11 protein-coding genes are annotated in these 13,480 nt (G+C 61.5%); 8 read left to right on the plus strand and 3 right to left on the minus strand.

Annotated features, from left to right (window positions below; translation table 11 throughout):
- Nucleotides 1–98: 98 nt before the first annotated feature.
- The 4 genes from E8F11_RS23950 (at nt 99) to E8F11_RS23965 (ending at nt 5,795) form a co-directional block, all read left to right on the plus strand.
- Complete coding sequence (locus E8F11_RS23950; RefSeq protein WP_280291398.1) at nt 99–2,138, plus strand: methyl-accepting chemotaxis protein; 2,040 nt, start codon at nt 99–101, stop codon at nt 2,136–2,138.
- 151 nt (nt 2,139–2,289) lie between these two features.
- Nucleotides 2,290–3,756, plus strand: coding sequence for an NAD-dependent succinate-semialdehyde dehydrogenase (locus E8F11_RS23955; RefSeq protein WP_280291399.1), 1,467 nt, complete (start codon nt 2,290–2,292; stop codon nt 3,754–3,756).
- A gap of 23 nt (nt 3,757–3,779) precedes the next feature.
- Nucleotides 3,780–4,859 carry a tartrate dehydrogenase gene (locus tag E8F11_RS23960; RefSeq protein ID WP_280291400.1) on the plus strand — a complete coding sequence of 360 codons (1,080 nt, stop codon included), beginning with the start codon at nt 3,780–3,782 and terminating at the stop codon, nt 4,857–4,859.
- A gap of 105 nt (nt 4,860–4,964) precedes the next feature.
- Nucleotides 4,965–5,795: a transporter substrate-binding domain-containing protein gene (locus tag E8F11_RS23965; RefSeq protein ID WP_280291401.1), complete on the plus strand. Its 831-nt coding sequence runs from the start codon at nt 4,965–4,967 to the stop codon at nt 5,793–5,795.
- 91 nt (nt 5,796–5,886) lie between these two features.
- Here the strand turns inward: E8F11_RS23965 and E8F11_RS23970 are convergent, their stop codons facing one another.
- Both E8F11_RS23970 and E8F11_RS23975 read right to left on the minus strand, forming a co-directional pair.
- On the minus strand, nt 5,887–8,022 hold the full coding sequence (locus E8F11_RS23970) for a TonB-dependent siderophore receptor (protein ID WP_280291402.1): 2,136 nt from the start codon (nt 8,020–8,022) through the stop codon (nt 5,887–5,889).
- Between the two features lie 363 nt (nt 8,023–8,385).
- On the minus strand, nt 8,386–9,312 hold the full coding sequence (locus E8F11_RS23975) for a glyoxylate/hydroxypyruvate reductase A (RefSeq protein WP_280291403.1): 927 nt from the start codon (nt 9,310–9,312) through the stop codon (nt 8,386–8,388).
- Between the two features lie 271 nt (nt 9,313–9,583).
- On the opposite strand from E8F11_RS23975, the gene gabT reads away from it, so the two are divergent.
- From gabT to E8F11_RS23990, 3 genes are all read left to right on the plus strand, one after another.
- Nucleotides 9,584–10,879, plus strand: a complete 1,296-nt coding sequence (gene gabT / locus E8F11_RS23980) for a 4-aminobutyrate--2-oxoglutarate transaminase (protein WP_280291404.1) — start codon at nt 9,584–9,586, stop codon at nt 10,877–10,879.
- 92 nt (nt 10,880–10,971) lie between these two features.
- A complete protein-coding gene (locus E8F11_RS23985; protein ID WP_280291405.1) occupies nt 10,972–11,628 on the plus strand; it encodes a 2-haloalkanoic acid dehalogenase in 657 nt (218 codons plus the stop codon).
- A 41-nt stretch (nt 11,629–11,669) separates the two neighbouring features.
- Complete coding sequence (locus E8F11_RS23990; protein ID WP_280291406.1) at nt 11,670–12,161, plus strand: winged helix-turn-helix transcriptional regulator; 492 nt, start codon at nt 11,670–11,672, stop codon at nt 12,159–12,161.
- A 28-nt stretch (nt 12,162–12,189) separates the two neighbouring features.
- Here the strand turns inward: E8F11_RS23990 and E8F11_RS23995 are convergent, their stop codons facing one another.
- Entirely contained in the window at nt 12,190–13,011 is an 822-nt protein-coding gene (locus E8F11_RS23995; protein ID WP_280291407.1) for a transporter substrate-binding domain-containing protein, read from the minus strand.
- A gap of 382 nt (nt 13,012–13,393) precedes the next feature.
- Here E8F11_RS23995 and E8F11_RS24000 point away from each other — a divergent pair.
- Nucleotides 13,394–13,480: transposase (locus E8F11_RS24000; protein ID WP_033895288.1), on the plus strand; the 87-nt coding region annotated here is incomplete at its 3' end.

A 13,480-nucleotide genomic window follows, 5' to 3' on the forward strand; every position in this document is an offset into this window, starting at 1 on the left:
CGCGGCTACGCAGGCGACAGTCGTGGGCAAAAAACTATAACCATAAAGCGGGACTGCTAAGGCTCCTCGTAGTTCCGAGCGCTTCTGGAAACCCTGCCATGAAAGCTATGGAACGCCTTTCTTTCTCCGCCAAGTTCGTCTTGCTCGGTGCATTGGCCTTCACCCTGGTCCTGGTGCCGACCACTCTGTACTTGGTCGGCGCGCTGAAAAGCGGCCACCAAGCCGAGCGTGAATTGCGTGGCGTCTTGCCGGTGCGGACGCTGCTGCAGCTGGTCGCGCTGACCCAGCAACATCGCGACCTGACCGCCAGCATGCTCGGCGGCGACAGCAGCCTGCAGCAGGCCCGCCAGGCTAAACAGGCCGAGTTGCAACGTGCCGTCGAGGCGAGCGAGCGGGCACTGCACGCAGCTGATGTCGAAGCGGATCTGCTGGCCGCCTGGCAGCAGGTGCGTGAGCAATGGCGCACCCTTTCCGAGAAGATCGGCCAGGGCGATCTCGGCGCCAGGCAGAGCCTGCAACAGCATGCGCAGCTGATCGCGTCCAGCCTGCTGATGGAAGATGCCTTGCTCGATCACTTCGAGCTGGCGCTGGATCCGCTTCTGGAAAGCGCTGCGCTGATCGACGCAGCGCTGATCGAGATGCCGCAGACCGCCGAGCTGTTCGGCCAGCTGCGTAGCTACGGCGCCCAGTATCTGGCCCAGGGTTACATTCTGCCGGAGCAGCAGGGCGCCCTAATGGGGCTGAGTGCCCAGGCGCTGGCCAGCGCCGAGAAGATGAGCCGCGCGTTCGCCAAGGCTGCTGCCGCCGATCCGGCGCTCGCGGCCATGCTGGAGGCACCGCTGGCTTCGCTGCGTCCGCAGATCCAGAAAGCCTTGGCATTGACCGACAAAGAGTTGATCTCGGCCATAGAACTGGATTTTGCTGGCGGTGGTGCCGGTTTGAAGCTGACGTACCCGGTGGCGGATTACCTGGCCGCTTATGCTCGGTCGATCGACGGCTTGCAGGCGATTGGCGACTCCGCGCTGATGGATCTCGAGAAGAGGCTGGGCGAGCGGCGTGATGAACACCGCCACCACACCCTGCTCATGTCCGCCGCTCTGCTGGCACTGTTGCTGATTGGTGGCACTATCGCCGCATTGATCGTTATGCGTTTGCTTGCCCAGTTGAGTGAGGCCATGGCTGCCGCCGAGCGTATCGCCAAGGGTGACCTGAGCCAACCGCTGGCGAGTGGCGGCCGCGACGAAGCGGCTCGTCTCCTGCAGGCGCTACACCGTATGCAAACCGATCTGCGCGTCACCGTCAGGCAGATTGTTTGCTCTTCAGAGCAGTTGGCCACGGCTTCGGGCGAGCTGAGCACGGTGACGGAGGGGGCCTCCTGCGGTCTGCAGCGCCAGTGCGAGGAACTCGACCAGGCCGCTGCCGCCGTGACACAGCTGACCACGGCCATCGAAGAGGTGGCGCGCAACGCGGTGTCCACCTCCGAGGTGTCGCGCTCCGCGGACCATTGCTCGCGTCAGGGGCAGGACAGCGTTATCCGCACGGTCGATGCCATCGAGGCCTTGGCCGGCGATATCGAGTGCACTGCGCAGGCATTGCAGTCTCTGGCCGGCCGCATCGACGATATCGGTTCGGTGCTAGACGTGATTCGAGCGATCGCCGAGCAGATCAACCTGCTGGCCCTGAATGCGGCGATCGAAGCGGCGCGGGCCGGCGAAAGCGGCCGCGGTTTTGCCGTGGTGGCCGACGAGGTACGGGCATTGGCCCGGCGCACCCAGGATTCTACCCGGCAGATCGAAACCATTATTGGCGCGGTGCAGCAGGGTAGTCAGGAGGCGTTGCGGGCCATGCGCAGCAGCGATGGGCGAACCCGGGAGACCCTGGAGGTGGCCCGCGCCGCTGGTGCGGCACTGCAGCGCATCGTCGGCGCCATCACCGAAATCAACGAACGGAACCTGTGCATCGCCAGCGCCACCGAGCAGCAATCCCAGGTAGCGCGCGAGGTGGATCGGAATCTGCTCAATATTCGCGAGGTCGCCGCGCTGACTTCCAGTGGAGCCGATCGGACTCAGCTGTCCAGCCGCAAACTCGCGGATCTCGCCGGGGAGATGAGCGATATGGTCAGGCACTTCGTGATCTGAGTCGACGCCCGGCGTGTCTGTTGCGGAGCATCGGCAGAGCCTGCCGTTGGCGGATGAATTTCAGCATCCGTCACCGCTCTAGCGGCGCTTTCAGCATCCTCGTCTGCCTCGGCTCAATAGACTGAAGTCTGTCTCGGAACAGGACTCGACCATGTTGAAGAATCGTCTGAAAGATCCCAGCCTGTTGGTGGAACGTGCCTATATCGATGGCCAGTGGGTGAGCGCCGACAATGACGCCACTCTCGATGTCGTCAACCCTGCCAACGGCGAGTGTCTCGCCCGGGTTCCAGCTCTGCAGGGCAGCGAAACTCGCCGCGCCATCGAAGCGGCCGAACGTGCCTGGCCTGCCTGGCGAGCACGGCCCGCCGCGCAGCGTGCCGCCCTGCTCGAGCGCTGGTATGAGGCCATGCTCGACAATCTCGACGATCTGGCACTGATCATGACCTGCGAGCAAGGCAAGCCGCTCGCTGAAGCCCAGGGCGAGATTCGTTACGGCGCCAGTTTCGTCAAATGGTTCGCCGAGGAGGCTCGCCGGGTGTATGGCGAAACCATTCCCGCGCCTAGCGGCGATCGTCGCCTGCTTACCCTGAAGCAGCCGGTCGGTGTGTGCGCGGCCATCACGCCGTGGAACTTCCCCAATGCGATGATTACCCGCAAATGCGCGCCAGCCCTGGCGGCTGGCTGCCCGATCGTGGTCAAACCCTCCGATCTGACGCCGCTGTCGGCGTTGGCGTTGGCAGTGCTGGCCGAGCGCGTTGGCATCCCTGCAGGGGTATTCAACGTGATTACCGGCATGCCGGCGGGCATCGGCGAGGAACTGACCAGCAATCCGACCGTGCGCAAGATTTCCTTCACCGGTTCGACTGCCGTGGGCAGCTTGCTGATGCGCCAGAGCGCCAACCAGATCAAGCGCCTCAGCCTCGAGCTGGGCGGCAATGCGCCCTTCATCGTGTTCGACGATGCCGACCTCGAACAGGCGGTCGCCGGGGTGATGCAGAGCAAGTTCCGCAACGCCGGGCAAACCTGCGTCTGCGCCAATCGAATCCTGGTGCAGGACGGCATCTACGAGCGCTTCGCTGCGCGCCTGGTGGAGGAGGTGGGCAAGCTCCGGGTCGGCAATGGAATGGAGTCCGCTGTCACCATCGGTCCGCTGATCAATGCCGCGGCAGTGAGCAAGGTCGCCCGACACATCGACGATGCCCTGAGCCAGGGGGCCCGCCTGCTCTGCGGGGGTACGCCAGAAGGCGACAGCCAGTTCGTCAAACCGACGGTGCTCGGCGAGGCCCATGCCGGCATGTTGCTGGCCAACGAGGAAACCTTCGGGCCGGTCGCGCCGCTGATGCGCTTCAGCACTGAAGAAGAGGCGCTGGCCATGGCCAACGCCACCCCGTACGGCCTCGGCGCTTACTTCTTCACTCAGGATCTGCGTCGATCCTGGCGTTTCGGCGAGGCGCTGGAGTTCGGCATGGTCGGACTCAATACCGGACTGATCTCGATGGAGGTGGCGCCGTTCGGTGGCGTCAAGCAGTCCGGCCTGGGCCGCGAGGGTTCCAAGTACGGGCTGGACGAGTATCTCGAAATCAAGGCTTTCCATATCGGTGGGCTGCTGGGCGCTTGAGGCGAATTCTAGGGGACTGACGCATGAGCAAGACATACAGAATTGCTGCGATTGCCGGCGATGGCATCGGCAAGGAAGTGCTGCCCGAAGGGCTGCGGGTGCTCGAACAGGCTACTCGTAAGTGGGATCTGGATCTGAGCATCGAAGTGCTCGAGTGGGCTAACTGCGACTACTACCTGGAGCACGGGCAGATGATGCCCCACGACTGGTTCGAACAGCTCAAGGGCTACGACGCCATCTACTTCGGTGCCGTGGGTTGGCCGGACAAGGTGCCCGATCACATTTCGCTGTGGGGCTCGCTGCTCAAGTTCCGCCGCGACTTCGACCAGTACGTGAACATCCGTCCCGTACGCCTGTTCCCGGGCGTGCCGTGTCCGCTGGCCGGTCGCGAAGCGGGCGACATCGACTTCGTGGTGATCCGCGAGAATACCGAGGGTGAATATTCCTCGGTGGGCGGCAAGATGTTCGAGGGCACCGAGCATGAGTTCGTGCTGCAGGAGTCGGTGTTCACGCGCCGTGGTGTGGACCGGATTCTCAAGTTCGCCTTCGACCTGGCGCAGACTCGACCGCGCAAGCGCTTGACCGCGGCGACCAAGTCCAACGGTATCTCGATCAGCATGCCGTACTGGGATGAACGCACCGAGCGGATGGCCGAGCAGTACCCTGAAGTGAGTTGGGACAAGCAGCACATCGACATTCTCTGCGCGCGTTTCGTGCTGCAGCCCGATCGCTTCGACGTGGTGGTAGCCTCGAACCTTTTCGGTGACATTCTCTCGGACCTGGGCCCGGCATGCGCCGGCACCATAGGCATCGCGCCGTCGGCGAACCTGGATCCGGAACGGCGTTTCCCCTCGCTGTTCGAGCCGGTGCACGGTTCGGCGCCGGACATCTACGGACGCAACATCGCCAACCCCATTGCGATGATCTGGTCCGGCGCGCTGATGCTGGACTTCCTCGGGAATGGCGACGAGCGTTACCGGGCCGCCCACGACGGAATCCTCAGGGCTATCGAACGGGTCATCGCCGAAGGGCCGATCACCCCCGATCTTGGTGGACAAGGTTCGACCCAAGATGTCGGGGCCGCAATCGCATCGGCGCTCTGAAATCCTTGTCTAATCAGCTGGTTCGTAACCCTCTTAGCCCGTTCACACTGCGGGCTTTTTTTTGCGTGAGATTCGGCGGCGGCCGTGCCGTTCAAGGGACTGGATATGCGTAGGTTGTTGGTCGGGATGCTGGCGTGCGGGCTGAATGCCGGTAGCTGGGCGAGCCCGCCCATCGAGGTGACCATTCTCTGTGACGCCGGCTATCCGCCTTACAGCTATGCCGAGGGCTACCAGGCCAAGGGGCTCTACCACGATATTCTGCGTGCGGCCTTCGCCCGCATGCCCGAGTATCGCGTACATATACGTCCCTTGCCCTGGGCGCGCGCGCTTAGGGAATTGTCCAAGGGCCGGGCCTTTGCCCTGTATCCGCCGTACTACCGGCCCAGCGAGCGGCCGTGGATGGACTATTCGCGGCCCATACTGCGGGAAAAGCTGGTGGTCTTCTTGCGCGCCGAGGTGGCCCGGAAACTTCCGGACGAGCAGTTTCCGCAAGCCTACGGCGGCCTGCGCATCGGCCAGAACAGGGGCTTCATCAATGTCCTCAATCGGGATTACCAGCGCATGCTTGCCAGGGGCGAGTTGCATCAGATCTACGTCAAGGACAACCGAACAAGCCTGGCCATGCTCTATCGCGGCCGCCTGGATGCCTATATCAACGACCGCCGTGCAGTGCTCTGGGAGCTGGAGCAAATGCACAGCGACGGCGTTTTCGGGCAGCACGGTCTTGGCTGGGTGATCGAAGGCCCTTGGCTTTCCGGTGAGTCTGGGCATCTTGGTTATACCCGCACCAACCCGCAGGCCTATCCGTACAAGCAAGATTTCAAGAAGCGCCTCGACGCCGTCCTGACTGATCTCGAGCGAGAGGGCGTCATCTATCGCATCGTGACTGGTTATGATGCGATCTATCCACTTCAGCTGCAGGCTGCGGGCATGTAGCTGTCCAGTCGGAGGGCGCTCGGATGACTCGTGCTGCCGCCGAGGCCAGGCAACTGCGCCTGGCCGTGCTTGAGAGAGCCGACCGTGTCGGTCAGAAGGTGTAGGCGATGCCGAACTGAACGGTGCGCGGTGCGCCGGGGTACGCATAGAAGTTGAACGCCCCCTCCTCGTACTCCTCGTTGAACAGATTCTTCACATCCAGGTTCAGTCGGACATCTTCATTGAGCTTGTAGAAGCTCAGCAGGTCGACCACGCCATAGCCCTGCATGTCGTAGGTGGTCGCACTTGTCTGTCCGACGCGCTCGTCGACGTACTTCACCGCCACGCCCAGCCCCAGGCCTTTAGCGGCACCGTCTTGGAGTTCGTACATGTTCAGCAGGCTGAAACTGTTGCGTGGAATGTTGGCCAAAGGCGTTCCAGATGGCAGGTTGTTGTCTTTCCTGACTTCGGCATCTACGAAGGCGTAGCCTCCAATCATGCGCCACTCGGGCGTGATGTTGCCGGCCAGGTTCAGGTCGAAGCCACGGCTGAGCACCTCACCGGCCGCGACGCTGAAGCTCGGATCGAGTGGGTCCAGGGTCAGGACGTTTTGCTTGACGATGTGGTAAACCGCGGCGTCGACGCTCAGTTGTCCGTCGAGTGCTTCCCACTTCACGCCTACTTCGTAGGACTTGCCTTGCTCCGGGTCGAAGCCTGCGCCGAGACGACTCGCGCCACTGTTAGGCTTGTAGGAGCGCGCCGCATTGACGTAGACGGCCAGGCTGTCGGTCAGGTCGTATATCAGCCCGGCCCGCGGCGTTATGGCATTGTCGGCCTTCTCCCAGCTGCGACTTCCCGGCAAATAGTTGCGATAGTCATGTTCGAAACGTTCGATCCGCACGCCGGCGAGAAGCTTGAGTCGCTCGGTGAGGGTTATCTGGTCCTGCACGAAAAGAGCCCAGGTCTGCAGCTTTTCGTTGTCGTGGGTGGTAGTGCGGGTCAGAGCAGGGCGCGGCTGGCCCGATACCGGTTCGAAGATGTCGATCGGATAGGAACCGAGGGCTCCGCTGGATCGCCGAATGAGCGATTTGTAGTGGAAGTCCTCGTACTCCACGCCGGTTAGTAGCGTGTGCTCAAGGCCCAGCGCGTTGAAGTATCCGGTTAGGTTCAACTGCACGTCGCGGTCATCCCACTCCAGCTTGCGGTAGTTGAAGTTGCGTCCCATGGTGCGACCGTCGGCCTGCAGGCCATTTGCTTCGACCGCATTGCCTTGCAACGTCCCGTTCAACTGCTGAACTCCGCCGGCAAGCATCCAGCTGTCGTTGAGCCAATGATCGAAGCGCAGTTGCACCATGGCATTGTCATTGTGCAGGAGGTTATCGCTGCCTCTCTCCCAGGCATTGATATCGCGTGAGGGGTTGCCGATCTGGTTGGGGAAACGGGTCAGGCCGCGATCCAGCGGATGGTTGTTGCGCATGAAGTCGCCCTCCAGGACGATCCGTGTCGCATTGGAGAGCTGCCAGCTTAATACCGGTGCAATGCCGTAACGCTCCGATTCGACACCGTCGCGGAAGCTGTCGCCACCCTCGCCCAGCAGGTTCAGTCTGTAGGTCAGATCGCCTGGTTCATCCAGGGCGCCGGTGGCGTCGAGCGTTGCGCGGTGCAGACCTTGATCGTCGATCTGGCTGCCGAGCGTCACTCGTGATTCGGCCTGGGGCTGCTTGGTGATTACGTTGAAGGTTCCGCCCGGATCTCCTCGACCATAGAGGGTCGAGGCGGGGCCCCGCAAGACCTCGAGGCGCTCGATGGTGTAGGCGTCCGGAGCATTGGGGTAACCCCGATTTATGGGAAAGCCGTTACGGTAGAACTCGCCGGTGGTGAAGCCGCGCACGGTGAAGGTCGTCAGACCCTGGCCGCCGAAATTGTTGGCCCGGCCGACCCCTCCGGCATAGTCGAGTGCATCACGAAGGCGAGTCGCGCCGCTGTCCTCGATCGCATCCCGGGGAACGACACTGACCGATTGGGGCGTGTCGTGGAGCGCGACGTCGGTGCGCGTCGCGCTGGCTGATCGTGTAGCCCGGTAGCCGTCCACAGGTCCGTCGGCGCGCTCCGAATTGTCGGCGGAGGAGCTGATGGTCGTCGACTCGAGTTGCAGCGCAGAGGGAGCCCGTTCAACGGGCGGGTCTTCGGCCCATGCGACAGGCGAGAGCGTATGCAGGAGGAAGAGCCCGAGGGTGGTATGGCGCATTGTGGGTAGCGTCCTTCGATAGGGAGGGCATTGATTTCATTTGAATTTTATATTCAATGCGAATCATTGGCATTTGATTTATTATGATTTGCCCGGCCCGTATCTACTGCTGTTCTACTTCAGAAGAAGAAGGGGACGCCGCCGTAGCGCGATGTAGATTCAGCAGAATTGTTTTCTGCGAGCGAAGACGGGTTCGAACTCGTGTCAGGTTCGCTCCGGTGCGTGGAGTTTGCTAAGCGTTTGGCGGTGTACGACCGTCGTGGCTTTTGTAATCACCCAATGACGTATGCCGAGGCGTCGCCCGCCTCGGCATACGTCATAACGGGATGCACTCGCCCGGGGGCAAGTTGTTCAAGCAGGGAACTAGTAGCCCTGCTTGCGGTAGATCTGCCCGAGCATGGGTTCGCCGCGCTGATGGCGACGGATATTCTCCAGCAGCACAGAAAAGGCGCTTTCCGGTTGGGTCATCGCAGCGATATGCGGGGTCAGCAGAATCTGCGGGTGCTGCCAGAACGGATGATCCGGCCCGGCAGGCTCCTGCTGCAGTACGTCGAGCACCGCGGCGCTGAGTTGACCGTTATCCAGGGCTTCGAGCAGATCCTCCTCTACCAGATGGCCACCGCGCCCCATGTTGACCAGCGCGGCGCCTTTGGGCAGCTGTTGGAACAGTTCGCGGTCGAGAATCCCCTGGGTCTGCTCGGTCAGCGGCAGGGCGCAGAGCAGGATGTCGCACTGGCCGAGGAAGGCCGGCAGTTGATCGGGGCCAGCGAAGCAGTCGACGCCGGGGATGTGGTGCAGGCTGCGAGCCCAACCGGACAGGGCGAATCCATAGGGCTGCAGGGTGGTGAGTATCTGCCGCGCCTGCAGACCAAGGCCCAGCACCCCGACCCGGCGCTGGTGTGCCGGCACCAACCGGTGCGCCTGCCAGCATTTCTCGGCCTGTTGCTGACGGTAGCGCAGCATGTCCCGGTGTAGCCCGAGCACGGCGAAACTGGCGTATTCGCACATGCCCTTGGTGATGCCTGGATCGAGCAGACGAACCACCGGCAAGGACTGTGGCAGGCGGCCCAGGTCGAGCTGATCGACACCAGCCGATAGGGCGAAAAGCACCTGCAGGTTCGGTAGCAATGAGTCGAGATTTTCCGGTGCCTGCCAGGCCGCGAGGTAACGGACGTCGTGCGGGTCGCCGATATCCGGCCAGGCACGCCATTCAATATCCGGCGCCTGTTCAGCGAACAGCGCTTGCCATCTTTCGCCGCGCACCGGGTCGGCTTTGTAGAGCAGTGCCATGGGCATTTCCTCCTGTATGCGAAGGCATCCAGTGTGCCGCAGCGTCAGAGCAGTAAATGTCGAAATGGCCTCGCTGAACGCAGCATGCCGAGTTGTCTCGGGTCGAATCCGGCAGATTCCATGCCGTGGCCGATTCTGCCGTTTGCCGGGAGGAAAACAGTTGATCCGAATTTCTCGGCGGCCAAGTTCGGCTTAGAACTTTGCCGCGAAGGCTTAACCTCATCAGCATCGCAGCCGCCTCCCGGTTGCTCGGCTCACTATGGGAGATGCCATGAACAGCAAATGCGAAGAAACCCCTTATCTGCTCCAACAGCGTGATCGGTTCGTGCCGCGTGGCCTGGTCACCGCCCATCCGCTGGTCATCGATCGAGCCCAGGGTGCGGAGTTGTGGGATGTCGACGGCAAGCGCTACCTCGACTTCGTCGGCGGCATCGGTGTGATGAATATCGGTCACAACCATCCGCAAGTGGTCGCAGCGGTACAGACGCAGTTGGAGAAGATTACCCATGCCTGCTTCCAGGTGGTGGCCTATCAGCCCTATCTCGACCTGGTACAACGTCTGTGTGAGCTGGTCGGCGGGTCCAGCGGCATTGCGCACAAGGCGGCGCTGTTCACCTCCGGTGCGGAGGCCGTGGAGAACGCGGTGAAGATCGCCCGCGCCCATACCAAGCGCCCCGCGGTGATCTCCTTCCGTGGCGGCTTCCATGGTCGCACCCTGCTCGGAACCACCCTCACCGGCATGAGCCTGCCCTACAAGCAGAACTTCGGCATGGCGCCTGAGGTTTTCCACACCCCCTACCCGAATGCCTATCGCGGCTTCACCAGCGAGATGGCGCTGAACGCCCTCAACGATCTATTCGCCACGCAAGTCTCGCCGGAGCGCGTCGCGGCCATCATCATCGAGCCGGTACAGGGCGACGGCGGTTTCCTCACCGCGCCGCCGGAATTCCTCCAGGCGCTGCGGGCGCTGACCGAGCAGCACGGCATCGTCCTGATCCTCGACGAAGTTCAGGCCGGCTTCGGCCGCACCGGCACATGGTTCGGTTTCCAGCATGCCGGCATCCAACCTGACTTGGTCACCGTGGCCAAGAGTCTGGCCGCCGGTATGCCGATCTCGGGTGTGGTCGGCAGGGCGGAGATCATGGACGCGCCGACCCCCGGTGGCCTCGGTGGCACCTACGGCGGCAATGCTCTGGCTTGCGCGGCGGCCTTGGCGGTGATCGAGACCTACGAGCGCGAGCGACTGCTGGCCCGTGGCGACCAGCTAGGCGAGCGCCTGCGTCAGGGACTGCTGCGCCTCCAGGCGCGTTATCCGCAGATTGGCGACGTGCGCGGAACTGGCTTCATGCTGGCAATTGAGATGGTCAAGAACGACGCGTCCCGCAGCCCCGACCCCGAGCTCAATCAGAAAATCATCGATGAGGCCCGTAACGGCGGCCTGCTGGTGATCAAGTGCGGCGTACACCGTAACGTACTGCGTTTCCTCGCGCCGCTTGTCACCGAAGAGGCCCAAATCGATGAGGCGCTGGATATCCTCGAGGCAGCGCTGGAGCGTGTTCTGAACTAAGCCCAGACCTCGGTCGATGCAGGCATGCGGCATCGGCCGAGGCTGTCAGGGATTCATATTCATGAAACGCAGCGAGGGAGCCTAGAAAGGCCATGGAACTGACTGACTATCGTGCATTGCTGGTCGACTGCGACGAGGTTCTGGTCGATCGAGATTCCGGTATCTGGGTGGCCTTGCAGCCATTGCTCGAGAATCACCCAGGTTCACTGAGTAAGGAGGAGGTACTGGCCGAGTTCAGGCAGGTTGCCCAGTCGCTTTATCCACGCTTCGGCGAACTCGGCTTCGGCGGTCTGCTGTGCTTCGCGCACCGTCAGTTGGCGCAACGCCTGGGGCTCGAAAGCAGCTGGGAGGAGGGCATGACGTTTGCTCGCTCGACTGGCGACTGGTCGCTGTTCGAGGACGCGCCCGGCGCGATGTTGTACCTGCGCAAGTTCTATCGACTGCTAGTGTACGGCGATCGCGATAATGCCGACCGCGATGCGCTCTGCGAGCGCCTGGGGATCCCTCCCGAAGATCTCTTGTCTCGGTCCGTCAATCCGCTGTTGGATCCCGCCTGGCTATCAGCCAATGACTTGGAACCCAAAGATATCCTGCTGGTTTCCGCCCCGTCAGCTAACACGCCAGCGTCGGTAGACCTTTGTCTTATCCGTCGCGACGAGACTGAGTATGCCCAACCGGCGAATGCGGACTTTTGCGCTAGCAGCATGGCCGACTTGGTGGCGCAACATCAACTGTCATTGCGTCGCTGAATTTGTTAGAAAGATCGAATCGGTTACTCGAGAGGTAGGCGATGGAAGGTGTAGTCAAGCTGGACCGGATCGACATCAACATCCTGGTTGAGTTGCAAAAAGACGGCCGCATAACCAACGTCAGCCTGGCCGATGCCGTAGGACTCTCAGCCAGCCCATGCTTGCAGCGGGTCAAGCGGCTAGAGGCGGCAGGTTATATCTCCGGCTACAGTGCCCACCTCAATCTGGCCAAGATTACCGAGTCAGTAACGGTGTTCACCGAGATAACCTTGAGCGACCACAAGCGCGAAGACTTTGCGAAATTCGAGTCCAACATTCGATTGGTCGATGAGGTATTGGAGTGCCATTTGATTAGCGGAGGCTACGACTATCTGGCACGTTTCATGACCCGCAGCATTCAGCACTATCAGGAGGTTATGGAGGGCTTGCTAGACAAGAACATCGGAATATCCAAGTACTTCAGCTATATCGTCATCAAGTCGCCAGTGCTGAAGGATGGCGTACCGCTGCGCAAACTGCTGAGCCAGCAGTAATCGACCGACATCGGCTCGCACGAATCCTTCAATCCGTATAGCGTTGGATGATTCGGTCAACCTCCCCAGCGCGCCGCATCGCGTCGAGTGCCGTGTCCAGTTGTGTAGCGAAATCTTCTTTGAAAGGGAAGCGGCCTTGGTCGCGGTTGGTGTAGCCGACGTGTGCGGTGTCCTTGTTCAGAATCGGTCCTTCTACGATACGCCCGTCCCTGGCCTCGTCGTAATCTCCGCTGCGCTTAAGCTCGGCCAACACACTGAGCGTGGATATGCGGTCAAAGGCGAAACAGTCGATCCGTCCGCGCAGCATCTTGAGTAAGTTGGAGCGTGTTCCAGGAGCCTCCTCGACTTTGATCAGCTTGTTCGACTTCGCCTGCCAGAACGCTGTGCCCCCTGAGAGCGAGCCTAAGTTGACGCCGAAGCGCAGTCCCTGGAAATCCTCAGGCCAGAGCTGGCGTGGGCGCTTAGCAAATACCGAGTGGCGGCAGAACACCGCCACCTGTTCTTCCAGAAGTGGTGTCGAATAGCGGCCAATGAACGGCCGCTCCTGTGGTCGGAAAAAGGGTGGCACCACCGCCAGTGCTCGTCCAGCCTCGACCTCGGCCAACGCACGTCGCCATCGCGTGGGTTGCAGACTCAAGCGGTAACCACGCAGCTGTGTCTCAGCCGCACGAAGGATGTCCGGGTATATACCGGTGGCCGTTCCATCGGCTGCCCGGTAGGCATAGGGCGGGTAGTTCTCGTCGACCAACAAGGTCACAATAGTTTCGGCCGGGGTGGAGAAAGATGCCGCGCTCAGCAACGCCCCTAGCCACCAGGGCTTGGGTAGCCGGTGGCATAGGTAGTCGAGCATCGCTGACCCTCCGAGAACCGCGTATTCCGCCTTGATGGAACAAGACACAACCCTTGATGCCGGACCGTTGTCACCAAGGGCATGGACATCTGCCTTCTAGCACTCCACTCGCCTTTAGCTTCCAGTCCCGCTCAGTAAGTCTAGATGAAGCTTGTCTGGGCATTTGAGTTAGGGATGGTCTGAAGTGTCCATGCATTTCTGGCGTAGCGCCTTGTATAAGGGCCGCAATATGCCAGATGTAACCCTCGCTCCGAGTAATTGAACGACTCAAGCCGCTATAACGGATCTTTGCACTTCCGGCCCCTCATCTGAGGTTTTGTAGTGGTCTACTGATCCCGGACACCGATTTAGGCGAGAATCCTCGCCGTTAGAGAGGTGTCTGATGAGCAAGCAACGACGTACGTTCTCCGCCGAGTTCAAGCGAGAGGCCGCCGCCCTGGTGCTGGACCAAGGCTACAGCCATATCGAA

The organism is Pseudomonas sp. BN417 (assembly GCF_029871205.1).
Lineage (GTDB): Bacteria > Pseudomonadota > Gammaproteobacteria > Pseudomonadales > Pseudomonadaceae > Metapseudomonas.

What these genes read in the sequence shown, in the direction of transcription:
- E8F11_RS23950 (WP_280291398.1), top strand. Translation starts at nt 99, where the DNA reads ATGAAAGCTATGGAACGCCTTTCTTTCTCCGCCAAGTTCGTCTTGCTC.
- E8F11_RS23955 (WP_280291399.1), top strand. Translation starts at nt 2,290, where the DNA reads ATGTTGAAGAATCGTCTGAAAGATCCCAGCCTGTTGGTGGAACGTGCC.
- E8F11_RS23960 (WP_280291400.1), top strand. Translation starts at nt 3,780, where the DNA reads ATGAGCAAGACATACAGAATTGCTGCGATTGCCGGCGATGGCATCGGC.
- E8F11_RS23965 (WP_280291401.1), top strand. Translation starts at nt 4,965, where the DNA reads ATGCGTAGGTTGTTGGTCGGGATGCTGGCGTGCGGGCTGAATGCCGGT.
- E8F11_RS23970 (WP_280291402.1), bottom strand. Translation starts at nt 8,022, where the DNA reads ATGCGCCATACCACCCTCGGGCTCTTCCTCCTGCATACGCTCTCGCCT.
- E8F11_RS23975 (WP_280291403.1), bottom strand. Translation starts at nt 9,312, where the DNA reads ATGGCACTGCTCTACAAAGCCGACCCGGTGCGCGGCGAAAGATGGCAA.
- gabT (WP_280291404.1), top strand. Translation starts at nt 9,584, where the DNA reads ATGAACAGCAAATGCGAAGAAACCCCTTATCTGCTCCAACAGCGTGAT.
- E8F11_RS23985 (WP_280291405.1), top strand. Translation starts at nt 10,972, where the DNA reads ATGGAACTGACTGACTATCGTGCATTGCTGGTCGACTGCGACGAGGTT.
- E8F11_RS23990 (WP_280291406.1), top strand. Translation starts at nt 11,670, where the DNA reads ATGGAAGGTGTAGTCAAGCTGGACCGGATCGACATCAACATCCTGGTT.
- E8F11_RS23995 (WP_280291407.1), bottom strand. Translation starts at nt 13,011, where the DNA reads ATGCTCGACTACCTATGCCACCGGCTACCCAAGCCCTGGTGGCTAGGG.